At 29.9% G+C, this 25,857-nt stretch carries 19 protein-coding genes and 1 pseudogene; 5 read left to right on the forward strand and 15 right to left on the reverse strand.

Annotated features, from left to right (window positions below):
• Nucleotides 1-65 precede the first annotated feature (65 nt).
• Nucleotides 66-2,874: pseudogene (gene polA / locus BMSBPS_RS02690) on the forward strand (DNA polymerase I).
• Between the two features lie 29 nt (nucleotides 2,875-2,903).
• Here polA and yihA read toward each other — a convergent pair.
• The 3 genes from yihA to glnA all read right to left on the reverse strand — a co-directional run bounded on the left by yihA (nucleotide 2,904) and on the right by glnA (nucleotide 6,738).
• Nucleotides 2,904-3,509, reverse strand: coding sequence for a ribosome biogenesis GTP-binding protein YihA/YsxC (gene yihA / locus BMSBPS_RS02695; RefSeq protein ID WP_326972810.1), 606 nt, complete (start codon nucleotides 3,507-3,509; stop codon nucleotides 2,904-2,906).
• 883 nt (nucleotides 3,510-4,392) lie between these two features.
• On the reverse strand, nucleotides 4,393-4,572 hold the full coding sequence (locus tag BMSBPS_RS04820) for a sigma 54-interacting transcriptional regulator (RefSeq protein ID WP_407638116.1): 180 nt from the start codon (nucleotides 4,570-4,572) through the stop codon (nucleotides 4,393-4,395).
• Between the two features lie 753 nt (nucleotides 4,573-5,325).
• Entirely contained in the window at nucleotides 5,326-6,738 is a 1,413-nt protein-coding gene (gene glnA, locus BMSBPS_RS02700; RefSeq protein WP_022564064.1) for a glutamate--ammonia ligase, read from the reverse strand.
• Nucleotides 6,739-7,127: 389 nt separating this feature from the next.
• On the opposite strand from glnA, the gene typA reads away from it, so the two are divergent.
• Nucleotides 7,128-8,945: a translational GTPase TypA gene (typA, locus tag BMSBPS_RS02705; protein WP_022564065.1), complete on the forward strand. Its 1,818-nt coding sequence runs from the start codon at nucleotides 7,128-7,130 to the stop codon at nucleotides 8,943-8,945.
• A gap of 1,607 nt (nucleotides 8,946-10,552) precedes the next feature.
• Here the strand turns inward: typA and spoT are convergent.
• From spoT to BMSBPS_RS02730, 5 genes are all read right to left on the reverse strand, one after another.
• Complete coding sequence (gene spoT / locus BMSBPS_RS02710) at nucleotides 10,553-12,652, reverse strand: bifunctional GTP diphosphokinase/guanosine-3',5'-bis pyrophosphate 3'-pyrophosphohydrolase (protein ID WP_022564066.1); 2,100 nt, start codon at nucleotides 12,650-12,652, stop codon at nucleotides 10,553-10,555.
• A gap of 15 nt (nucleotides 12,653-12,667) precedes the next feature.
• Nucleotides 12,668-12,934, reverse strand: a complete 267-nt coding sequence (gene rpoZ, locus BMSBPS_RS02715; RefSeq protein WP_022564067.1) for a DNA-directed RNA polymerase subunit omega — start codon at nucleotides 12,932-12,934, stop codon at nucleotides 12,668-12,670.
• A 55-nt stretch (nucleotides 12,935-12,989) separates the two neighbouring features.
• Nucleotides 12,990-13,613 carry a guanylate kinase gene (gmk, locus tag BMSBPS_RS02720; protein WP_022564068.1) on the reverse strand — a complete coding sequence of 208 codons (624 nt, stop codon included), beginning with the start codon at nucleotides 13,611-13,613 and terminating at the stop codon, nucleotides 12,990-12,992.
• 968 nt (nucleotides 13,614-14,581) lie between these two features.
• Nucleotides 14,582-15,187, reverse strand: a complete 606-nt coding sequence (locus BMSBPS_RS02725; protein ID WP_044169935.1) for a trimeric intracellular cation channel family protein — start codon at nucleotides 15,185-15,187, stop codon at nucleotides 14,582-14,584.
• 363 nt (nucleotides 15,188-15,550) lie between these two features.
• The gene (locus BMSBPS_RS02730; RefSeq protein WP_022564071.1) at nucleotides 15,551-16,414 is read right to left on the reverse strand and encodes a YicC/YloC family endoribonuclease; all 864 of its coding nucleotides are present in this window, start codon (nucleotides 16,412-16,414) and stop codon (nucleotides 15,551-15,553) included.
• Between the two features lie 637 nt (nucleotides 16,415-17,051).
• On the opposite strand from BMSBPS_RS02730, the gene pyrE reads away from it, so the two are divergent.
• The gene (gene pyrE, locus BMSBPS_RS02735) at nucleotides 17,052-17,693 is read left to right on the forward strand and encodes an orotate phosphoribosyltransferase (protein WP_022564072.1); all 642 of its coding nucleotides are present in this window, start codon (nucleotides 17,052-17,054) and stop codon (nucleotides 17,691-17,693) included.
• 270 nt (nucleotides 17,694-17,963) lie between these two features.
• Here the strand turns inward: pyrE and dut are convergent, their stop codons facing one another.
• Both dut and coaBC read right to left on the reverse strand, forming a co-directional pair.
• Nucleotides 17,964-18,425 (reverse strand): dUTP diphosphatase, encoded by a 462-nt coding sequence (dut, locus tag BMSBPS_RS02740; protein WP_044169936.1) that lies wholly within the window; start codon nucleotides 18,423-18,425, stop codon nucleotides 17,964-17,966.
• Nucleotides 18,394-19,623: a bifunctional phosphopantothenoylcysteine decarboxylase/phosphopantothenate--cysteine ligase CoaBC gene (gene coaBC, locus BMSBPS_RS02745; protein WP_022564074.1), complete on the reverse strand. Its 1,230-nt coding sequence runs from the start codon at nucleotides 19,621-19,623 to the stop codon at nucleotides 18,394-18,396. Before coaBC ends, dut begins: the two co-directional genes overlap by 32 nt.
• Nucleotides 19,624-20,132: 509 nt before the next feature.
• Here coaBC and rpmB point away from each other — a divergent pair.
• Nucleotides 20,133-20,366, forward strand: coding sequence for a 50S ribosomal protein L28 (gene rpmB / locus BMSBPS_RS02750; RefSeq protein WP_022564075.1), 234 nt, complete (start codon nucleotides 20,133-20,135; stop codon nucleotides 20,364-20,366).
• A 25-nt stretch (nucleotides 20,367-20,391) separates the two neighbouring features.
• Nucleotides 20,392-20,562, forward strand: coding sequence for a 50S ribosomal protein L33 (gene rpmG / locus BMSBPS_RS02755; protein ID WP_022564076.1), 171 nt, complete (start codon nucleotides 20,392-20,394; stop codon nucleotides 20,560-20,562).
• Nucleotides 20,563-20,568: 6 nt separating this feature from the next.
• Here the strand turns inward: rpmG and coaD are convergent, their stop codons facing one another.
• From coaD to BMSBPS_RS02780, 5 genes are all read right to left on the reverse strand, one after another.
• Nucleotides 20,569-21,048 (reverse strand): pantetheine-phosphate adenylyltransferase, encoded by a 480-nt coding sequence (gene coaD / locus BMSBPS_RS02760; RefSeq protein WP_022564077.1) that lies wholly within the window; start codon nucleotides 21,046-21,048, stop codon nucleotides 20,569-20,571.
• 11 nt (nucleotides 21,049-21,059) lie between these two features.
• Nucleotides 21,060-21,827 (reverse strand): glycosyltransferase family 2 protein, encoded by a 768-nt coding sequence (locus BMSBPS_RS02765; RefSeq protein WP_022564078.1) that lies wholly within the window; start codon nucleotides 21,825-21,827, stop codon nucleotides 21,060-21,062.
• A 3-nt stretch (nucleotides 21,828-21,830) separates the two neighbouring features.
• On the reverse strand, nucleotides 21,831-23,105 hold the full coding sequence (waaA, locus tag BMSBPS_RS02770; protein ID WP_044169940.1) for a lipid IV(A) 3-deoxy-D-manno-octulosonic acid transferase: 1,275 nt from the start codon (nucleotides 23,103-23,105) through the stop codon (nucleotides 21,831-21,833).
• A 94-nt stretch (nucleotides 23,106-23,199) separates the two neighbouring features.
• Nucleotides 23,200-24,336: a glycosyltransferase family 4 protein gene (locus BMSBPS_RS02775; RefSeq protein ID WP_022564080.1), complete on the reverse strand. Its 1,137-nt coding sequence runs from the start codon at nucleotides 24,334-24,336 to the stop codon at nucleotides 23,200-23,202.
• A 441-nt stretch (nucleotides 24,337-24,777) separates the two neighbouring features.
• Nucleotides 24,778-25,854 (reverse strand): glycosyltransferase family 9 protein, encoded by a 1,077-nt coding sequence (locus BMSBPS_RS02780; protein WP_235375450.1) that lies wholly within the window; start codon nucleotides 25,852-25,854, stop codon nucleotides 24,778-24,780.
• Nucleotides 25,855-25,857: the final 3 nt, after the last annotated feature.

Below are 25,857 nucleotides of genomic sequence, written 5' to 3' on the forward strand. Positions count from 1 at the left end.
AGTTTGTTTTTATTAGTGTAATTCTATTAGCGTACTAATTATTAAAAAAGAACATATTTATTATCATGACAACTGAAAAAAATCCATTGATTCTAGTAGATGGTTCATCTTATCTCTATCGTGCCTATTATGTTTTTTCATTTTTTACCAATAGCTTAAACGAACCAACAGGTGCAATATATGGTATGCTCAATATGTTGAAAAATCTTCTAATACAGCATAAGCACTGCCAAATTGTTATTGTTTTTGATACAGTAGGCAAAACTTTTCGCAAAAAGTTATTTGAAAAATATAAGTCAAATCGTCCTCGCATGCCAGATAAATTACAGCAACAGATTAAGCCACTATATAATATAATTAGAGCAATGGGTATCTCTCTATTAGAAATTAAAGGAGTAGAGGCAGATGATATCATCGGTACATTAGCAGTACAAGCACAAAAAACAGGACGAACAGTACTAATTAGTACTATTGATAAAGATATAGCACAGTTAGTGACACCGAATATTATGTTAATGAATACTCGCATGAATACTATACTTGGACCTGAAGAAGTAAGAAAAAAATATGGTGTTCCGCCTTCATTAATTATTGATTTACTTGCTATGATAGGAGACAAAACAGATAATATTCCCGGGATACCAGGTGTTGGTCAAAAGACAGCAGAAACTTTAATAAAAATATTTGGCAATATTCATTCGATTTATAATAATCTAGATAAGTTGAATACTGTTGCTTTGCGTGGGATAAAAACTATAATTAGCAATTTTGAAAAAAACCGTGATCTTGCTTTTCTTTCCTATAAATTAGCAACCATTAAAACAGATATTGAAATCAAACTTTTAGATAAACAATTAATAATCCAAGAACCTAATATTGAAACGCTGAAGGCTTTGTTCAAGCGTTATGAATTTAAACATTTTCTAAATGAACTTAATTCAGGAAAATGGTTACAGAGAAAAAAAAACACCCACGAAACAAAATTTACGTACTTCTGATACAGCGACAGGAATTTTGGAATATCCATCGAGTAATAGTTCGTTTAATAATTATTTAACTATTTTAGATGAAGTAATGTTTAAAAAATGGTTGAATAAGCTAAAGGATGCCAGTATTTTTGCATTTTATCTAACAACTGACTCCAAAAATATATTTAATGCTAATATTGTTGGTATAGCATTCGCTATATTGGATGAAGCTGCTTATTTACCTGTTGGTCACAATTATATTAATGCTCCAGATCAATTAAATATACAAAGTGTATTAAAACAATTAAAATTTTTGCTAGAAGATGATAAAAAGGTGAAAATAGCTCAGAATATTAAATATAACCTCAGTATTTTAAAGAATTACGGTATCGAGCTAAACGGCGTTAAATTTGATACAATGTTAGAGTCTTATTGTTTAAATAGCATAAGCAATAAACATGATATTCAAAGTTTAGCAGCACGATGGTTAAATCATGAAACTATTGTTTACCAAAAAGAAAACAAAAAAGGAAATAAAACACTGCCGTTTAATCAAATTAATATTAACAAGGCTTCATATTATGCAGCTGAAAATGCAAATGTTATTTTAAAATTACATTTCAACATATGGCCAAAGTTAAAGCAAGAAAGAGGTCCCAAAAAAGTTTTTGAAGATATTGAAATACCTCTATCACGCGTCATATCACGAATTGAACGTAATGGTGTATTAGTGGATCAGGATTTATTGGTAAAATATTCCAAAGAACTTGCTACCCGTTTGATAACTTTAAAACAGACAGCATACAAACTAGTAGGTGAATCCTTTAATCTCTCTTCAAGTAAACAATTACAAAATATTTTATTTAATAAACAGGGAGTTAATCCGATTAAGAAAACTCCAAACGGTGCACCATCGACTAGCGAAGAAGTATTGGCTGTTCTAGCACTTAAATACCCTCTGCCACAAGTTATACTAGAATACCGAAGTTTATTAAAACTTAAATCTACTTATACTGATAAGTTACCATTAATGATTAATGCAGTTACGGGTCGATTGCATACATCTTACCACCAAGTAATTACAGCTACAGGAAGATTATCATCTACTGATCCTAATTTACAAAATATTCCAATACGTCGTAATGAAGGACGTCGCATTCGCCAAGCATTTATTGCGCCATTTAATAAACGCATTGTTTCTATAGATTATTCGCAAATTGAATTACGTATTATGGCACATTTATCGCAGGATCAAAGCTTGATGCACACTTTTAATATAGGCGAAGATATTCATCGTGTTACTGCATCAGAAATATTTAATGTAGAAATAAATAAAGTTTCTATTGATCAAAGACGTAGTGCTAAAACAATTAATTTTGGTCTTATTTATGGCATGAGTGCTTTCGGTTTATCACGTCAACTTAATATTAGTACAGATAAAGCAAAAACTTATATTGATTTTTATTTTAAACGTTATCCAAACGTATTGCGCTACATGGAAAATATACGCATGGCAGCAATAGAAAAAGGTTATGTAGAAACATTGATTGGTAGAAGATTATGGTTGCCAGATATTAAATCAAATAATACGATTCGACGTAAATCTGCAGAACGTTCAGCAATTAATGCTCCATTACAAGGTACTGCAGCAGATATCATTAAATTAGCAATGATTTCTATTGATAATTGGTTATTAAAACACAATGAGAATATTGTTAAAATGATTATGCAAGTCCATGATGAGTTGGTATTCGAAATTCAACAAGAATATGTTGACACAATAACTAAAAAGATTTGTTATTTAATGGAAAACTGTATAAAATTAGACGTACCATTACAGGTTGTAGTAAGTATAGGTCAGAATTGGGAAAAGGCAGATGAGAGCTATTATAAACATCCCATGTGAATTATTCTTAATATATTGCATGTAATATTTTATTTATGAAACCAATTATTTAACTTATTACGTAGTGTATCAATACCTACTTGTTCAATGGAGGAAAGTATGTCTATGTCTATATCTCCTCTAAATTCTAGCATAGCCTTTGCCACTAGTTTAATCTGTATATTACGAGCACTGACAGCTAACTTATCAGCTTTACTCAAAAGCAGCAGTATAGGAATATGATTTTCAGTAGTTTGTTTAATTATTTTTCGGTCTAAATTTGTTAAAGGACGACGAATATCCATTAGTAGTACCAATCCTTTTAACGTTTTTCTTTTTTGTATATATTTAGTTAAAATTGATTGCCAATTTTGCTTAATTTTATGAGCAACTTCCGCATAACCATAACCTGGTAGATCAACTATGCGTTTACCTTGAATAACTTGAAAATAATTAATTGATCGAGTACGACCTGGTTTTTTACTAACATATGCTAATTTTTTTTGGTTACTCAATATATTGAGTAGACTAGATTTTCCTGTATTTGATCTACCAGCAAAAGCAATTTCAGCACCTATATCAACCGGTAAATAATGGATATTTGTTATACTCAGCATAAATTGCGTACTATAATAATTTAGACTAGACAACGGCATACTCCTGATATAAATAAATATAACTTAACATACATTCATGATTGAATATTACATTATCATTATTCGATGGTGATTAGACTACAAATCAATAAATTACACTTTCACTGTATATAAGTATTAAAACTTAATTTATATACGAAAATTACATTTGCTGTAAGATACAGTCTTAAAATAATCAATCTATATTTGAATAATTTATAAATAAAAATCTTTAAATTACTTTTAGTCACAATTCTTACTTATTGATTATTAAAATATATAATTTTTATAGTATCTCAATTTAAATAATAAAAAATAATATTTATTTGGTGATATTTTCATTATGTCTTCTTTAAATATACTGATTTTATTTTATGAATATTTTCCTTTAACTTTAGTTAAATAAAAATCTGAAAATTGATCTTTTTATCAATTCAAAATATTTTATTGTATTTTAAATTGTTTGAATTTTCGTACCAGCATATTTCCTCCTCAACTTAGCAAGTGTGCTTTTTTCTGCTGATATCACTTGGTATAGTAGTATTACAGTACTAATAATTAATTTATATTCTAGCTCTGCTTGTTATTGTCAAGAAAATCTTGATGTTTGCATTGTAAATGCATAATGTATCCATTGAACAGTCACGAAGTCCAACATCTGACAGTCATTGAAAGGAGTAATGGACTAATGAATTTATTATAAATAATAAATTATCAGGTAAATCTTCAAGTAAGACTAGTTGCATTATGTTTAAACAATAACAGGTGTTTTTGATTAGCGTACATTATTACCGAACCAATACATACGAGTTAAAGCAGCTTCTGCTTTTAGATTTAAAATTTTTTTAAAGGATAGTTTGTGTGCTGCTGATGTATTTTTAAAAAATATGCCAGATGAGGTATATCATCGTTCAGTTCGCGTAATACTGCAAGATAAATATAAAATTATATTAAAATGGTAGAATAAATTTTCACGAAATTTATCTTCTTTTATATAAAGTTTAGTGTTCTGATGAGTTGTAAGAATCATACGCGCATCAACGCCAATAGGTGGGAAAATCCCCCTACCGATAAAATTGACTATTAGTTAATAATGAGTTTATCTATCGATAGAATACTATTATTAATCTGTTCAAAATGATCCTATCGAACCAGATTACTACCTGTAAAGACACCTTTTTCATGAACCAGTAGCTCAAATTCAATCCAATCTTTCGGAATAGTTGTCATGTTAAGTACAATAAATAGTACAATGCGAAATTTTGCTATAATTACCTACTATATTCCAAGAATTTTATTATTAAAATTTTTATAAACGAGATTTCAAATTCAAATTTGATATTTTAGTATTTTAGAGATAAATGTTAGTTATAAGAAAAAATTATTCTTAAATATAAAAAAATTTTTCTATCTGTAGTAATTACAATGTTTTTATCAAGTTATTAATTAACTGTGACTAATGAAGATTTTGGTATTTCATCAGACCTCATAATTAAGAAATTATCCAAAATTTTTAACTTAATTACCATTGTTCAGTAATTGCGATCTTTAAAAAAATAGTTTACCACAACTAAATTAATATATATTTTTGATCTTGATATCAAATAGAAGATGGTCTCTGTCTAATCTAAAATTTTAATTTTATACTGTATTACTACGATATAGCAAAGCCCATTGTTTAATGGGCTTTTGATATATTTAAAATTTTCTGTTTCTTTAATACTATAATAGCTATTATAGTATTAAAGTATTTTAAAAATATTTAAATTAATTTAATAAGATTATAATCTTCTGTGTATTAAATGGCATTTTTAATTTATTAGCATAACAGTTTTTATTACACGCTGTAGTATAATTCAAACTCTATCGGATGTGGTGTCATACGCAACCGATCGACGTCTAACTTACGTAATTCAATATATGCATTAATTGTATCATGAGTGAATACATTACCACGAGTTAAGAATTCACGATCTTTATCAAGCGCATTTAATGCTTCTTCTAAAGATGTCGCAACTTTTTGTATTCTACTGTTTGTTTTTTGGAGTGGTTTATAAAGGTTGTTATCTATAGCATCACCGGGATCTATTCTATTGATTACACCATCAAGACTAGCCATAAGCAACGTAGCAAATGCTAAATATGGATTTGCAGCTGGATCTGGAAAACGTACTTCGATGCGACGTGTTTTTGTTGAACTAGTTGCTATAGGAATACGAATTGCAGCAGAACGATTGCGTTCTGAGTAGGCAAGCATTACCGGAGCCTCATAACCTGCAACTAAACGCTTGTAAGAATTCGTAGTAGGATTAGTAAATGCATTAATAGCCTTAGCATGATTAATAATACCTCCGATGCAAAAAAGAGCAATTTCTGATAAACCACCGTATTCCTCTCCAGAGAACAAATTGATGCCATTTTTAAATAGAGATATATGGCAATGCATGCCAGAACCGTTATCTCCAAAAATAGGTTTTGGCATAAAAGTAGCAGTTTTTCCATGCGCCTGAGCAATATTGTGCACTACATATTTATAGATTTGAATCTCATCGGCTTTTTTGGTCATGCTATTAAAACGAGTGGCTACTTCATTTTGACCAGCACTGGCTACTTCGTGGTGGTGAGCTTCAACTATCAAGCCCATTTTTTCCATAGTAATACACATAAGAGAACGGATTTCTTGAGAAGAATCTACTGGCGGAACTGGAAAATATCCTCCTTTTAAAGCTGGTCGATGACCTTTGTTACCACCTTCGTAAATCTTAAGAGTGTTCCAATAAGCTTCAATATCATCAATAATAACGTGCGAACCTGAACTGGCAGATCCAAAACGGATATCATCAAAAAGAAAAAATTCGGGCTCAGGACCGAATAATGCGACATCAGCAATTCCAGAAGAACATAAAAAGTTTTCTGCACGCTTAGAAATAGATCGTGGATCACGATCATAACCTTGTAAAGTAATTGGCTCCAGAATATCACAACGGATAAGAAGAGTGGATTCTTTAAAAAACGGATCTATGATAGCAGTACTTGTATCTGGCATCAGCAGCATATCTGATTCGTTGATATCTTTCCATCCATTGATAGAAGATCCATCAAACATTTTTCCTTCTTTGAAAAAATTACTGTTTACTTGGTGAGCAGGAATTGTAACGTGCTGTTCTTTACCTTTAGTATCAGTAAAACGTAGGTCAACAAACTTAACTTGACGTTCATTTATGATCGAGAGAACGTGTTCAGAAGACATGCTCAATTCTCCTAAAATGGTCATTTTATTATGGCAAGAGAACTTCGTTGCTGAGAATGTATTTAGTTAGTGCTTAATGTATAAATATAAAACTATCTTTCTCTATTTTGTAGGCATCAAGCAAATTCGTCGATGCTTTTTAGCATATTTTGTTAATAGTTTTGCATTAATCTAAGTGAGATCTATAACCTGCTGATCAAAGCATAATTTTCCCTCGAAAATATTCAGATAATACGATTTGGTACTTTACTATAATATTAAAGATTAATGAATCTTAATTAATCCTTATTATTAGCATAAAAAAACATGCTTAATGAAGTCTGCAATAGTACTCATATCTTATGTATTTCGTGTACCATACTATAATTTGTAATATTTGAGGTAAAGTTGTGATCAAAAACTTACGTAATATCGCTATAATTGCACATGTAGATCATGGTAAGACCACTTTAATTGATCAATTGCTACAACAGTCAAGTACTTTTGATATTCGTATAGCGGCAACTGAGCGTATAATGGATTTTAATGATTTGGAAAAAGAACGAGGTATTACTATTTTTGCGAAAAATACTGCTATTCAATGGAATAACTACCGTATAAATATTGTTGATACTCCAGGTCATGCTGACTTCGGAGGAGAAGTGGAGCGAGTAATGTCAATGGTTGATTCTGTATTATTACTTGTCGATGCCACGGATGGTCCAATGCCTCAAACCCGTTTTGTGACAAAAAAAGCTTTTACTTATTCGTTAAATCCTATTGTTGTAATTAATAAAATTGATCGGCCTGATGCGCGACCAGATTGGGTAATAGATCAAATATTTGATTTATTTATTGATTTAAATGCTACTGATGAACAATTAAACTTTCCAATTATTTATACTTCTGCTATACATGGTATTGCAGGTTTAAGCTACACTAACATGGATCACGATCTGACGCCACTATACAAAGCGATTATTGACTATGTTCCTGCGCCTGATGTTAAAATTGATGCACCATTACAGATGCAAATCTCGCAACTTGAATATGATAGGCATTTAGGTATTATTGGTGTTGGTCGTATTAAACGGGGAAGTGTAACACCAAATCAGCAGGTCAGTATTATTGATAGTAGAGGTAAAATTCGAAATGGAAAAATTGGTAAAGTATTAAGGCATCTTGCTTTAAAACGTATCGAAAGTAATCTTGCAGAAGCAGGTGATATAATTGCAATAACCGGTTTAAGTGAACTTAAAATTTCTGAAACTGTTTGTGATCTACAAAAAGTAGAAGCATTACCAATATTGAACGTTGATAAACCGACAGTGACTATGTTTTTTAATGTTAATAATTCACCCTTCTGTGGACAAGAAGGTAAATTTATAACATCACGTCAAATACTGGAACGCCTGAATAAAGAACTAATACGTAATGTCGCGTTAAGCATTGAAGAAACTGAAGATACGGATACATTCCGTGTTTCTGGTCGAGGTGAAATGCATTTATCAGTACTAATTGAAAATATGCGTCGTGAAGGATATGAATTAGCTGTATCTCGTCCAAAAGTTATTTTTCGTGAATGTAATGGAAATAAACAAGAACCTTTTGAACATGTTACCTTTGACATTGAAAAACAACATCAAGGACAGATTATGATGACTATAGGTGAACGTAAGGGTCATTTAAAAAATATGTCTACAGATGCTAAAGGTCGCCGTATACGTCTTGATTATATTATTCCAAGTCGCGGTTTAATGGGTTTTCGCAATCAATTTATGACAATTACTTCTGGTAGTGGTTTAATATATTCTACTTTTAGCCATTATGATAATATGCAAAAATATGAACTAGGTCAACGACAAAATGGTGTATTAATTTCCAACGGACAAGGAAAAGCAGTGGCTTTCGCACTTTATAATCTTCAGAATCGTGGAAAATTATTTATAAGCCATGGTACACGAGTTTATGAAGGTCAAATTATTGGATTGCACAGTCGTACTAATGACTTAACTGTAAATTGTTTAACTGGTAAAAAATTAACTAATCTACGTGCAGCAGGCAGAGATGAAGCTATAATCCTCAGTCCCCCAATAGAAATGACTTTAGAACAGGCTATTGAATTCATTAATGATGATGAACTTGTAGAGGTTACACCACAATCAATTCGAATACGAAAACGTTTTTTAAAAGAAAATGAACGCAAATGCATGTTGCGAAAAAAATAAACAATACTATCATAAATACAATATCGTTATATATAACTTGTAAAGTTTTGTTACGTTTACAGTTTAAATTAAATATGTTAATATATTAACATATTTAATTTTGTATAGATCAAAATAATCAAGTTATAAAATATTATACTGAAATCTTTTATTATGTAAAATAATAGTGATAAGTTTTACTATGATGGTTTCTTGTTTTCAAACTGCTATTAAAATGTTCGTGTAATTTAAAATTATTCTATTAAATCTAATGTAATAGATATCAAATTTATAAAAATAAATTTTAATTACTTAAGAAATTTCTTCTTTTAAATAAAAAATAGAATTTTTATATCATTTCAAGGAGCTGTATTAAAAATAAGTATATAATTGACATATTGCTTTTGTTTGTAATTTTTATTCGTGTCGATCACTAAGTAAAGAGAATTAATCATAACAATCTCAATTTCAAAAAAATAAAATGGAAAAGAAAAAATGTATTTTAATTAGCTTGAAAACTATTGATAATTTTTTACTTACTGTTCAACTCAACGTTTATAAAATAGTAAATATCTTTTTGGGTTCTTTTTGACATTTGATTTTTTTAGATTGTTGTAAGACGCTGCGATACTTTCATTACAGTACATATTCAATATCTCTGCAGTGTTTGTTGTTTGCATGCATGCAAACAACAAACACTTTTGTTAGTTAGAACAATGTTTGCATACTAACTATAGTTGCTAAAATAATAATTTTTCTTGATTAAGATACATGTTAAGTAATTATTTATTTATCGCTAAAGTAAATTTTTTTAGCACTGTATACGTAAAATTAAATAGTTAAAATAATTAAATTACTAGCTTTCTCATAATTAAAAAATTTTTCATATTTCGTAATCTATATTAAATATAATTAATTAAAAATGTGCTATTGAACTATATTAAGTAAAATAGTGCCTTCACAAAAAATTATAGCAATTGAGAAATTATATGAAATTAAATTTTATGATTGCTTAATCAATTAGGCTGTTAAATATGGTCACTGATAATCTTGTAATTAGGTAATTAAGTATGAATTTTTCGAAATCCAAAATACACATTAAACATTTATATATTAATTTATTTCTAATTTTAAAATCAAATTAAAAATATAAAGATTAATGTAATATTAATATCATTTTTTAGATATTAGGATTTATTAATTTAAAATAATTTAATTAAGTGATATTGTAATGTTTTTTTTTCAAAAACAGCCAAATATTTTCATGGTTTATTAATACAATAATTAGTGTGTAATTTTATTATTTTAATATTAAAGAAATCAATAAAACTTCAATTATTTTAATAAATAAATTTGATTTAGTGGACTTTCTTTACTTAAAATTCAAGTCTAGAGAGATTTCATGATATTTAGTAAATATTTTTTTGTATTTGTCTTATGAATTCTATTTAATTTTTGATTAAGATTAAATGTTATTTTTTTTGATATGCTAATAAAAGTATATTTGCCTTGTAGATAAGAACGCTTATAAAACAGTAAATTTTACACTTTATTTTAAATAAACATACTATTTTTATACTATGTTCAATTGCTATTTTAAAAATACAATAAAATTTCAATTTATTATTTTAAATATGGTTTCTATGGACTTTAATTACATGGGGAATAATACGAATTTTACGTATAGTATTCGCTAAATGGGAGTGATTATGTGCTGTAAGACGGATAAAGGCAGTATATATAAAATCGTTAGATTCTTCCGTCTTTAAACTTTGAATATTGGAACCTGCGGTATTAATTGCTGCCGTCAAATGTGCCAATACACCTTGATGATTAAACATATCTACTTTTATTTCAGCAATAAATTCTTGATGAATTTTTTTATCCCATTCTCCCAAAAGAAATCGTCCAGGTTCATTCTGGTAACCGAAAATATTTTGACAGGATTCATTATGTATAATTAGACCTTTACCTGGATGAACATGTGCAACTATCGGGTCGTTAGGAATAGGACAGCAGCACGTTGCTAAAGTAATTAACATACTATCTTCTGTATGTTTAATAATTAATCTTTTTAAAGTATTGACATTAGGTAAAGGTGTTGTCGATTGCAATAAGTGTTGTGCCACTACTATACTTATGAGGTTACCTAAGCCAATTTCTGCTAATAAATCATCAATATTAGAGACTTTTGTACGTTCTAATTCCTTTTGAATGTTTTGAGCAGGAATTTTAGCTAATTTCTGATTATCACCCAATGTATGGTTGAGTAAGTAGCGACCTAATTTTATTGAATCTTCTCGTTTTAAATTTTTTAACGTCTGTCGAATTTTTGAACGTGCTTTGGAACTGACAACAAAATTAAGCCAAGCAGGATTAGGACGTGCTCGTGGTTCTGTAATAATTTCAATGGTTTGCCCACTAATAAGCGCTTGTGATAACGGATAAGATTGGCGATCTAGAAGAGCAGCAGTACATGTATTACCAATATCAGTATGTACAGCATATGCAAAATCTACAGGTGTTGCACCTACTGGTAATTCAATTATACAACCCTTAGGCGTAAAAACGTAAATTTCTTTCGGAAAAAGATCAGATTTCACACTTTCAATAAATTCAAATGCATTTCCTGAACTCTGTTGTAATTCTAATAAACTTCGAAGCCAACGTTGTGCACGAACTTGAGCCGTGGTACTAGTTTCTTTATAGGTCCATTGTGCTGCTACACCCATTTCTGCCATTTGATCCATATCTTCTGTACGAATTTGCACTTCTACTGGTACACCATATGGTCCAATCATCGATGTATGTAATGATTGATAGCCATTAGCTTTGGGAATAGCTATATAATCTTTAACACAACCTGGTCGTGGTTTATACAAACTATGTATCTGACCAAGCACGCGATAACAAGCATCAAGGTCTTTTACAATAACGCGAAAGCGATAAATATCTATTATTGAGTGAAATCGCTTTTCTTTTGAGGACATTTTTCGGTAAATAGAATACAGATGTCTATCTCTTTCAATTACACGACAGATAACACCAGCTTTCTTCAAGCAATGATCTATTTCAGAAAGTATTTTTTGAATCATATCGTTACGATTATTACGCACAGTTTTTACTATTTCTTTAATTATACGAAAACGGTTAGGATAAAGAGCTTCGAAGCCTAATTCTTCCAGTTCAGTTTTCAAATAAAAAATACCAAGACGATGTGCTAGAGGACTGTAAATATCTAATGTTTCCATTGCGATACGGCGTTTTTTATCAGCACGTAACGCACCAAGCGTACGCATGTTATGCGTACGGTCAGCTAATTTTATTAAAATAACACGAATGTCCTGAACTGTTGCCATAATCATTTTTCGAAAATTTTCAATCTGTTCTTCTTTTTTATCACGGAATTTTAATTTATCGAGTTTTGATACACCTTCTATTAGCTCAGCAACGCTTTTTCCAAAAAGTTTTTCCATATCTTGATAAGTAGCAGGTGTATCTTCAATGACATCATGTAAGAGAGCTGCCATTAATGTTTCATGATCTAATTTCATGTTAGCAAGAATGCAAGCGACTGCTATGGGATGAGTAATATAAGGTTCACCGCTATAACGTATTTGTCCTGCATGAGCTTCACGCGCAACAAGATAAACTTGTTTTAAACGCTTGATTTGCTCTTCAGGTAAATATATCTCAATCAGTTTATTGAGACTTTTAAACAGATACAAAGTTAACCTGCAGATTTAAACACGCCCTTCAGTAACAGAACTAATAGCTCTTAACTTAGCGGATTCATATTCTTGATACTCACTAATATTCAATGTTTTTTTATTAATTAGGCCTTGTTCAATTTCTCGTAAAGCTATCACTGTAGCTTTATCGTTTTCTTCAGGAACAAGTGGATCTTTAGCATTGACTTGCATTTGACGTGCACGGCGTGCAGCAATCAATACTAAGTCAAATCGATTACCAATTTTTTCTACTGCATCTTGAACAGTTACACGTGCCATAAATATGCTACTCCATAAATTGAAGAAATTAACTTTCATAATACTGAAAGTATTTTCAAACGACCAATAATTTACTAATTAAAGTATTATGTCGTACCTTTTGGTTATGCACACGTAAACGTTGTGCATAAATAATAGTTTTTAAATCAGTTAATGCTGATTCTAAATCATCATTAATAATTAAGTAATCGTATTCAGAATAATGCGTTATCTCTATAATAGCTTGTTTCATACGCTGAGTAATAACCTGTTCAGTGTCTTGAGCACGCCTATTTAGGCGTCGTGCTAACTCTTGTATTGAAGGTGGTAGCACAAAGATACTACATGTTAGTAAAAATTGAGTACGAATCTGTTTTGCGCCTTGCCAATCGATATCTAAAAAAACGTCAATACCACTTGATAAAATTTCTTTTACAGATTCACGTGAAGTACCATAATAATTACCAAATACCTTTGCATATTCAAGAAAAGCATCTTCTGCGATCATATTTTTAAATGTATGTTTTGAAACAAAAAAATAATCTTTTCCATCTGTTTCATTAGGACGTATACTACGAGTAGTATAAGAGATAGATAATTTTATATCCCTTAATAGCTGTTCTTTTAATAACCTCTGAAGGAGTAGAGATTTACCTGCTCCACTAGGAGCAGAAATAATATAAAAAGTACCTTGAATCATAATTATTTCAAATTGGATTAAAAAACAAAGTATATATATTAATAATAGCAGATAGTTATATTACTTAAAGTATCTAACATAAGATTTATGCTTTGTATATTCAAAATATTATTTTTAATAATTTGAAGTAACGCACAATATAATGTTAAAAACTATAAAATATTTAAATTTAATTTTCAATTATATTATTTGTTAAAATCAATAAGACATATTCATTTCTTAAAATTAAAATGAGCTAAAGGGATTAGAATAGCGATATTGTATTTGCTACATATTTGATATGTATCGATCTTGTTTAAACTAGACTTATATTATGACTTAGTATAGTATATTATATATCACACCACCAGTGTAATTAATGTAAATAAAAAATGATAGAGCTATAAAATAATTCCTGAATCTTCTTCAAATAATTTAAAATAAAAAATGATGATTTTAAAAATTAATAAACTATATTTCTACTTAAGGAAATATATAATTAATGAATTTCAAATATAAATTAATTGACAATTAATAAAATAGTATAAATATGATCAAAATATCTCTTTCAATAAGAAAAAACTTAGCGATATATTTTATTGGTTAAAAAAACATTTTTATATTCATTGAATCGTAATTAGGTTAGCAAGTCAACTGATTTATTTGAATCATTTAGTCGACTATACACGATCAAATTAATTATTAATGATAATATACAAAACCACGTTTTAATTAAGATGTATTATTATAGTAATATTACTAACAACTAACAGCCTGTTAAAAAGATTGAATAGAAATATAGAGCTATATATCAAATAATTAATTATTTTGAAATGATTAAACAATAATGTCAGTCTAGCGTATATTTAATATGATCAATATATATAGTGTTTTGTATTATATATAAATAATGAATAATTTATTTCTATATCTTGTAGATTAGTAACCTAGTTTTCCAATAAGATTTTAAAGATAAAATTATTGTTGAGTTAAGGATAATTGAAAATAGGCAGACAAAGACCAAAGCGTAGTACTAACAATCGTGCACAGAAACCGAATAATAATGTGATGATTACTATTGTTTGATGTGATAACGAAGTGCTTGATAATAAAATATAACACCAACCTACAATAAACGCGATACCGGCATATAATTCTTTCTGAAAGACTAGTGGAATTTGATTACAAAACATATCACGCAATACACCACCAAAAACACCAGTAATTACAGCAGCAATGGTAGCAATAATTGAAGCATGGCCAGCACTTAATGCCACCTGTGTACCTATAATAGAAAATACAACGAGACCAAGCGCATCGAGCATTAAAAATACATTACGTAAACAGTGCATTAATGGAGCAATAAAGGTAGTAGCTACTGCTGCTATAATTACAATTAAGATATATATTGGATGTTGTATCCAGCTAAGTGGATAATGTCCTAATAGAATGTCACGTACTGATCCTCCCCCAACAGCGGTAACAGAAGCTACAATAACTACACCAAATAAATCCATTTTGCGTCTACCTGCTGCAAGTGCACCTGTTATTGATTCCACTGTAATACCTATTATGTACAGAACAGTTAATAACATAGAATATATGTCCAACAAAATTGACGGTAATGCTAATAGTTTTTAACTATATATAAAAAACAAAATTATCTAATAATACTTTATATTATATTGATTTCAATTTTTATTATTTTGTTATCTATTTAGACATTCATGTGTCATGATTTTAACGACTAGAAAAGAAAAATTTTTATCAAATAAAACAAATAGTAACGTACTAATTTTTACTACAATATTACTTATAACTCCATTATTATAATAGTAATTTATTATCGTTAGCAGTAGTGAGTAATGTCATTTTTATGTTAATAGAATTAATTACTAATTATGTAATCTTAATTATTGAACAAAGTCATTAAGATTAATTATAGTAAATATTTTTAGTTATTCGATGTTTTGTATCTGTTCGCGCATTTGCTCAATTAATACTTTTATTTCAATAGCAGAAGAAGTTACATCAACATTATTTGATTTTGAAGCTAAAGTATTTGACTCTCGGCTAAATTCTTGCATTATAAAATCGAGACGTCGACCAATCGCCTCTTTTTTTTCTAAAATTTTAAAAGTTTCTTTTACGTGTATATCAATACGATCTAATTCTTCTGTTAAATCAATTCGCTGTGCTAGCATTACTATTTCTTGTTCTAAGCGATGCGTATCTAATTGCATCTTCACTTCTTCTAACTTAGAACAAAGACGTTCATATTGTGATTTGAGAATTTCTGGCATTTGCTTGCGTATTTTTTTTACTTCTTGTCTAATAGTTTCTAATCGTTTTTTGATTAGAATTTTTAGTTCGGCACCTTCATTTTTTCGAGCAGTAATATAATCAGTTAATACATTATCAAATGTTGTTATTAATTCCGTATTAATATTATCAATATTATGTTTTTGAGCTGACATTACATCTGGCCAGCGTAGAATATCTAATAAATTTACAATGCCATCTTTGCTACGCATTTGAAGCCATTTTGTAGCTTCTAAAAGTTGGTTTGCTAACGGTTCATTCAATTTTAATTGATAACGTGCAATGGGATAAGTATCAAAACGTAGAGTACATTCTATTTTACCACGCACTAAACGATTACGAATACGATCACGAATTATAGGTTCCAAATGGCGAAATTGTTCTGGAAGACGGATAGAAATTTCTAGGTAACGCTGATTTACAGAACGTAACTCCCAGGTAGCAGTTCCCCAAATACCTTTAATTTCATGAAGTGCATATGAGGTCATACTACTGACCATAAATTTATTACTCCTAATAAGCATCTTTGAAAAATTTAAATTAATAATTATATTAATTAAGTATATTGCTTTGATTATAAAATAATTTTACTTCAAATACATATCAGAAATAAATTAAGTAAGATTGTATAATAAAAAAATGAAAATTTCATTTTCAACTATCTTTACCATTTACAATTTCGTCATAAGTTTATGTGATTCATGAAAATGAAGTAATCAATCCATGTTAATTCTTAGTAATTTAGATGTCACCCATATATCTACAACGTCAATAAATTTATTTAAACTAATTAAAAAGTATTAAATGTATACACTAAAGCGTATGAATGTTATTTTATAAGATTACTTTTGCATTACAGTTACCATGCTGTGAATTTATTATATATAATTAAAAATACTTTTCAAATTTCTAAGTAAAAAAGCATTTTTTGTATTTTATTAAAAATAATATAGCGATATGATAAATAAATCAGCATATCCAATAAATCTCTGAGAATATCAGATTATTAAAAATATAAAAATTATATTTATTATGTATATGATATATTACTGATTATTGCGAAAGAATTTTATAAGGAAAATAATATTATTAAAATAGAAAAATTTTTCTATGTTTTAAAACATCATAAGGGATAAAATGCAAAATTACAAACATCAATTTATTGAGTTTATTTACAGTAAAGGAGCACTAAAGTTTGGTGATTTTACCTTAAAATCTAACCGTAAAAGTCCATATTTTTTTAATACAGGTTTATTTAATATGGGTCGTGATATAGCGCAGCTGGGATACTTTTACGCAAAAGCTATAATGGATAATAACATCAACTTTGATTTACTATTTGGCCCAGCTTATAAAGGCATCCCAATAGTGCTTACTACTGCGATAGCACTGTCTAATTACTATAACTATAATGTCCCTTATTGTTTTAATCGCAAGGAATTTAAAGATCACGGTGAAGGTGGTGTTCTAGTTGGTAGTTCATTAAATGGGAAAATATTATTGGTAGATGATGTAATTACTTCCGGTAAAGCAATCCGTGAATCGGTTGATGTCATCAATTCATATGGTGCTACATTGAGCGCTGTTCTGATTTCCTTAGATCGTCAGGAACGTGGATATGGTGAAATTTCCGCAATGCAACAAATAGAACGCGATTACAGATGCAAGGTAATCGCAATTACTACGCTGAATCAAGTAATTGATTATTTAGAGAAACAAGAACATATGACGGATGATCTTTTTAATCTACGCGCATACCATGACAAGTATTCTGTTTGACTTATTGTCAATAAATGTACTATTTTTATACTATACTTTATTTTATATAAAATATAAGCCACTAGAAAATACTCCTTATGCCTAGCCTAATGGTGCAATTTATAACATAGCACTTTGTTGATTTAAATATTTTCATTATAGGTAAATATTTTTTAAAATCATTTGGTTAAGAAATGGCAGCAATTATAATGCTTAATTTACTACCTCAATATCTCTTAATTAGTCAATCAGTTTTCTGATGTAAACTAAGTATAACAAAACAAATTTTTTTTATTTATAACCAGAATGACCAAATCCATTGATAGCTCTTTCGCTAATAGTTTCAAAATGTTCTACTAAATTAAATTCAACCTGCACAACAGGTAAAAAGACAAGCTGTGCCAATCGGTTACCTGGGTGAACATGAAAATTTTCTTGACTTCTATTCCATACTGAAATCATGAGTTGTCCTTGATAATCAGAATCAATTAGACCAACTAAATTTCCTAGAACAATACCGTGTTGATGTCCTAAACCCGAACGTGGTATAATAACTGCCATTAGATTTGGATCTTCAATATGAATAGCAAAACCCGTTGGCACTAACGTAGTCATACCTGAAGCAATTTCTAGAGTATTATCCAAACAGGCACATAAATCTAATCCAGCTGAGCCAGAAGTTATATAAGTTGGCATTGGAAATTCGTTTCCGATACGTTTGTCAATAATTTTTATGTTGATTTTTTTCATCATAATGAGTTATGATCTCATCTATTAATTGTTGACCAAGATATACTTTGTTATTAAGCGGTAAAAATTTTTCTCCCTCTTGCCATAAAAGATGAATTGAGTTTGTATCGCTGTTGAATCTCTTTCCTAGCTGTTTTATATCATTAGCGCAGATTAGATCTAAATTTTTCAGCAGTAATTTTTGCTTTGCATTCTCTTTTGTATTCTGTGTTTCCACAGCAAATCCAACTACAAAAGGGCGATTTTTCTTAAGAGCTGCTACATCTGCAACAATATCAGGGTTTTTAATTAATCGTAATATAAAATTATCATCGTTAATCTGCTTTTTTATTTTTTTTATTTCAATATGTTCTGCACGATAGTCTGCTACAGCTGCATTAGCAATAAAAATATGTTGTTGATGAATGTCTTTCATCACCGCCGCTTGCATTTCTAATGCACTATCAACATTTATACGACGAACACCATTAGGCGTTTGAAGTATTACGGGACCACTAATCAGTGTAACTTGTGCTCCGCATCTTGCTGCGGCTGCAGCAATAGCAAATCCCATTTTGCCTGAGCTGTAATTACTAATATATCGTATAGGATCCAATGCTTCATGGGTGGGACCAGCAGTAATCATAATGTGAAGATGTTGCAGATTTTTAATAGGCTGAAACCATGAAACTATATATGCTAGAATATCCATTGGTTCAAGCATGCGTCCAAAACCTATATCACCACATGCTTGATTCCCTGTAGCTGGTCCCCAAACTAGCATACCACGCTGCTGTAGGTGTTTCAGATTTTCTTGTGTGATTATTGCATGATACATTTGTTGATTCATCGCAGGAACAATGGCAATCGGCATTTTACTAGCAAGACATGTAATAGTTATAAGATCATTAGCTCTTCCTGTAGTTATGCGTGAAATTAGATCAGCAGTAGCAGGGACGACTACAATTAAATCAGCCCATTTTGCTAATTCAATATGCTCTATTGCTTTTTGTTGTCTATTAGGATTCAGTGAATCATCACATACTAAATGTCCTGATAATACTTGTAGACTAAGAGGAGTAATAAACGATTTAGCAGAATCAGTCATTATTATACGTACCTTCGCATTCTGTTCTCGTAATCGACGCACTAATTCTGGTACTTTGTAGGCTGCAATACCTCCACCAATTCCTAGCAGGATTTTTTTTCCAGTCAATCCCATCACATTTCACCTTAATTGAAATACTTTGCTTCAGATATAATTAATCTCACTAATTTATCATACAATTTTAAAATTTTCTTTATCTGAAATATTTTATATAGGTAATCGAAAACAAGATTTTTAAAAAATGCAATTATATATTGACATATGGTATCATTAATGCATACAATTATAACTCAATCATGCTATACTGTTAAATTAAATTAATACTTTTCTGCTAAACTAGTCTTTTTATTTATGTATGATATTTAACCAATGAGTTGTGTGGATTTCTGTAATGATTAAAATTTAAAAACGATACGAATAAACACTATTTAAATATCAATTGCATATAAATGCATTACTCATAAATAATATTCAAATCAATTTAATTTAAGTAAATTTAACATTAGATTAACTTCACCTAATTATTTGAATTAATATCGCAGCAAAATTACATTTAGATGTATTTAAAAGACTAGAATATTAACTATATTTTATTTATATATTAGCAATGGAGTATAATGAAGATGTCACGAGTCTGTCAGATAACCGGAAAACGTCCAATGACTGGTAATAATCGTTCGCATTCCATGAACGCAACTAAGCGTCGTTTTTTGCCAAATCTACATTATCATCGTTTTTGGGTAGAATCAAAAAAACGCTTTATTATCTTGCGTGTATCAGCTAAAGGAATGCGAATTATTGATAAAACAGGCATAGATATAATTTTGTCCACAATCCATGACAATATGTCTAAATAATAAAATTACTTAGGACATTTTAAGTATGGCTACTAAAAGTATTCGAGAGAAAGTTAAACTTCTTTCCTCTTCTGGAACGGGTCACTTTTATACGACTACGAAAAATAAACGTAGTGTGTCAGAAAAACTAGAACTTAAAAAATTCGATCCGATTTTACGTAAGCATGTAACTTATAAAGAAGTTAAAATTAAGTAGTATTAATTACTCGTATTTTTTTATAATTGCTTGATGTACTATAGCAGGTAGTAAATTTTGCACATTACCAGCATATTGTGCTACCTCTTTAACAAGAGAAGAAGAAATGAATGAAAGTTTTTCTGAAGCCATCAAAAAAATGCTTTCAAGGTTTGGTAGTAAATAACGATTCATATGTGCTAATTGCAATTCATATTCTAAATCTAATGTTGTACGCAGTCCACGAATTAGAATATTAGCGTTTTGTTTTTTAGCAAAATTTGTAATTAGGCCGCTAAAACCAACTACATGAACATTGGATAAATGTTTTGTAGCTTCACATGCTAAATTTACACGTTCATCAAGACTAAATAATGGATTTTTATCCGAATTATCTGCAATTGCTATCACAATATTATTAAATAATTTCCCCGCCCGTATGATAATATCCAAATGGCCAAGAGTAATAGGATCAAAAGTCCCGCAATAAATTGCCTTATTGATCATAAATCAAATCCTTATGATCTTGAAGTATTATGTAGAGCCCAGAGCGCTAAGTATTTATTAAAAGTGTATTGTGCCTTCACTACTGCTAAAATCCACCCGTATTTACCATCAAGAAAGGCACGTTGCAGCAATATCGTTTTTAAAAACCCGCTTATCGTATGAGTAAAAATAGAAAATATGCTACAGGATCGACCACGTTGAAATTGTCCTTCCGCCCATGCTTGAGCATAATTTAACTGTTTATGCTGAAAGACTATGATATCACGACAAGTAAGGTGTTTCAATTCACCCGAAAGGGCTATTATAGGTGCACCTTGCGTATTTAATGATTCATGCACCAAATTTTCGTTATAGCATAGTTTACGTGGATATAATCGTATCACACGATCAGGATACCAACCACTGTAGCGCATAAAACGTCCAAGAAATAGATTACTGCGTTTAAAACTATAAACTTTTTCTGAAGCAGGTTCTTCTAGTATTTTTTGAATCATATGACGTAATTCGGGCGTTATCCGTTCATCAGCATCAAGCATTAGGATCATATCACCTGTAGAAAAGGATTGAGCAAGTTGACGTTGTTTGCCAAATCCCATCCAATTTTTTGATTCATAGATTTGTACACCATATTTACTTGCTATTTTAATAGTAGCATCGCTACTACCAGAATCAAGTAAAATGATTTCATCTGCCCAATAAACAGAATCTAGCGTTTCAGTTAGCAGTTCAGATTCATTTTTAGTGATAATGACTATAGAGAGGCTTTGACGTTGTAACATAAGTTATTTAGATCGGAGAGGTAAATATGGTTTTAGCAAATAAATAAGATCATTTAATGCTCCCTGATTTTGATGTAGTACTTTTACTGCATTATGTCCATAGTTTTCACGAGCATATTTACTATTTAATAAACTAATAATTTCTTTTTCTAGAGAAAATTCGTCTTCTACATTAATTAGTCCTTGAGCTTTTTGTAATTTATTGCATATATCTTTAAAATTCCATGTATGCGGTCCTGTTAAGATAGGGATAGTATGCACAGCAGCTTCTAGCGGATTATGTCCGCCATGTGCAACTAAACTGCCACCAATAAAAGCAAGATCCGCTATACCGTATAATAACATTAATTCGCCCATAGTATTTCCAATAACCACTTTTGTAGTACTAGAAGGAATGTCTCCGCTGCTACGCAATGTAAACATTAAACCAAGTTTAGATACTAAATTACATACATCTTGAAATCGTTCAGCGTGACGCGGTACTAAAATAAGTAAAAGTTTTGGAAAATATTTTAATAAACGACGATGTACATTTAAAACAATATTCTCTTCGCCTTTATGTGTGCTACTTGCAATCCATACAGGACGATCGGGAGCCCACTGACGTCGTAATGTCAATGCTGCTATTGTTAGTTGAGATGTTAACGAGATATCAAATTTGATGTTTCCAGTGATGGCTAGATGGGATTCTTTTAAACCAAGACTGAGAAAACGTTCACCATCTTCGGTACTTTGTGCAGCAACAAGTGTAATATGTTGTAAAAGTGTGCACATAAAATTGCCAATTTTTTTATAAGATTTTGCTGACCGTTCAGAAAGACGCGCATTAGCAATTATTAATGGAATATGACGCTGATGTAGAATACGAATGATATTCGGCCATAACTCTGTTTCCATAATAATCATTAATTTTGGTTTTATAATATCAAGAAAACGTTTGATAGCACAGGGTATATCATATGGTAAATACACATGATATACATTATTACCAAATTTTGCTTTCGTGTTTTCCGATCCAGTGGGAGTCATAGTAGTTACAGTAATCGGTAGAATTGGATAATAGCAACGAAGCGCATTGATTAAAGGAACGGCAGCAATAATTTCTCCTACTGAAACACAATGTAATACAATGCCATATGGTTTTACTTTTCCATAACAATATCCGTATCGTTCAGCCCAACGTTTTCGGTAAGCTGGATTTTTTCTACCGCGTATCCACAAACGTAAGCATATTAGGGGTTGTATTAAATAAAGTAAAATTGTATATAAATTTGCCATATAATTATTATGCATAGTTGAGGGTGATTTCTATCATGTATTTAAATCAATTTTTCTCAAATAAAGATAAATATCTATTAATAATGATTTTCAATCAAACATTAATAACTTTTTGGTAAAGCGAGCTTAGTAATTTAGCAAATCGCTCTGGTGTTAAAAATTGAATTTTTTGACGTGCTGCATCACCCATTGTAGAATTATCTGTACGTGATGGTGTCGCTAATATTGCTTCGTTTAAAGATTTAATGTCGAATGTATTACAAACAAAGCCTTCTTGACCAATGTTGATAAGCTCTGCACCTCCGCAGTTAGTGCTGGTAATAATTGCTAAACCGCAAGCCATTGCTTCTAATACAACGTTCGGAAAAGGATCATAAAATGTAGGTAATAGTAGCGCATCTGCCGCATGATAAAATGGTCGTACATCTTGTTGTATGCCTACAAAACGTAGACGAGCCAAACAATGAAGTTGATTTGCTAATTGTTGATAAAAAGAAAAATTTTTATCCTGTCCTACTATTATTAAATATCTATCGCTGTTCGAAATGGCTTCAATGGCTACTTTTAAACCTTTACGTTCAAACCCTGAACCAACATAAATCATTACAGTAGAATTTAGTGGAAGATTTAATATTTGACGTGAACGATAACGTGTTATTTCCATAGCCGGTTGAAATTTTTCACTATCGATAGGATTATAAATGACATGAATTTTTTCAGCATTTAATGAAAAAAAACGCAAAATGTTTTTTTTAACCATATTTGAATTACAAATCACTGCTTTTAGTGATGGTGCATTAAACAAGTGTTTTTCAGCTTGAAGAACATAATGATGATAAGGACTTAAGTATGTATTAAATTGTTTCCATGAAGTTCTACTAATACGTGCTCTTTCTTCAAGCCAGACGCGATGTACACCATCTCCTGCACGAAAGATATCACATCCAGCAATACGTTCATGACTTTGTACAATATCGAATTTTTCACGTTCCCAGCATTTTCGTGCAGCGCATGCAAACCCATATTCGCGTGATAGCCGTCCAAGTTTAATTGGATTGCAAATATGTAAGTTTAACAATGGATATAAGTTTGTGTTTTTCCATTTACGCGTAATGATATTAAAATTTATTTTTTCATTTCTAAGTGCTTGTAGAGTACGTGAAATAAATCGCTCTGCACCTCCATCTAATCTATACTGCTGTCTCACAATTGCTAAACGTAATTTGTTCATCCAAAGAGCCTCTTAAAGCCACAGAAACAATTTTCTAGATGGTAAAAATTGATATTACATCATATAATATTCAGTTTAATTAAATTATTCATGTAAAAACATATTATATTTATTTTTTCAAATACTTAAATCAACAGAATTTATTTTCTAAATCATTAATATGAATTTATTAGATGCAATTGCTATTGAAAGCATCGATACGATTATTATGTTTTATAAAATAAGAAGATTTAAAAAATAAATAATAAATATTAAAAATAGAAAATTAGATTACTTACAGTAACATTCATAACATTTAACGAAGTCTAATTATTTATTACCTCTATAATATAGATTTTTTAGATAATTTTTTAATAAAATAAATTATAATAATAAATTTATTATTTTTAATTTTTAGAATTATGCGTTAATTAAGTAATAGTTATAGTAACTCCTTAAGTTTTACGTTAATTTTTCATTAACGTTTTTTTCTATAAAAGTTTTGATTTGTAGTATATTATTTTTATTTAGACCAAATAAGCATTCTGCCGGTTGTGCGAACTTAAAGCATGTATCGAAAACAAAAGTAGAAGCTGGGATATCATTGAGAGGATCAATCAAAAGAACGTTGTGAAGGGGCCGTTGTTCTTGAATCTCACAGCAACCGTAAAACATAATAATTGGAATTTTTTGCGCGTCAGCAATATAAGCATTTCCTGAATCAGAAGAGATATAAAAATCCATTTTAGAAATAGCCCATGGTACATCCTCTAAACTTAATTGACCAATCAGACTGATAAGATTACTTTGATTACCTGTTAACTTTAATAAATCATCTAAATAGTTTTGATCTTCCGAAACACCGAATATATAAAAGTTATACGATAAACAACTTAATGAATCAATAAGTTGAAACCAAGTCGAAGCAGGAATAGTCTTTGCTTTGTTCCCTGCTGAAATACTAATACCAATTTTTATTCCTTTAAATTGTACGGATAGCACATCAGGAGGTACTGTAGGAAAATGTAAAGGTGAAGTGGCATGTTTAGGAAAGTCTGTATACCGAAAATTCCGATTAATTAGTTTTAGATAGCTGTTGATTGTCAAGTCTGTCTTAGTATGTATTACTATTCCTGTAGCACTACTATAGAAAAGTTTATGATGAATTTTATTTATATATGTTTTTAAAAACTGTTTATTTGGTGCATTACAGAGTGAGGCAAGAAAAAGGTTTATAGTATTAGGCTGTACAAGATAAACATTATCATACTGATTCATTATTTTAAATAACAGAATCATTTTTTTAAAAAAATTGTTTTTAACTTCTTCTATTATATAATAGTGCAATATTTTATCATCATGAAGTACTAATGGTTCTATAATTTTACTCATTATTATGTCTGAATGTCCTAAAGCATGCAACATAGGAGTAACATTAATAAAATCACCGATTTTTGCAGTTTGGATTATTAAATTTTTTCCCGTGGTTTTCTTAAAAAGATTAAATATTTTTTGAAAAGGAAATAATAATAAATACATTAA

Source organism: Candidatus Pantoea carbekii (assembly GCF_000971765.1).
Classification (GTDB): Bacteria; Pseudomonadota; Gammaproteobacteria; order Enterobacterales; family Enterobacteriaceae; genus Pantoea_A; species Pantoea_A carbekii.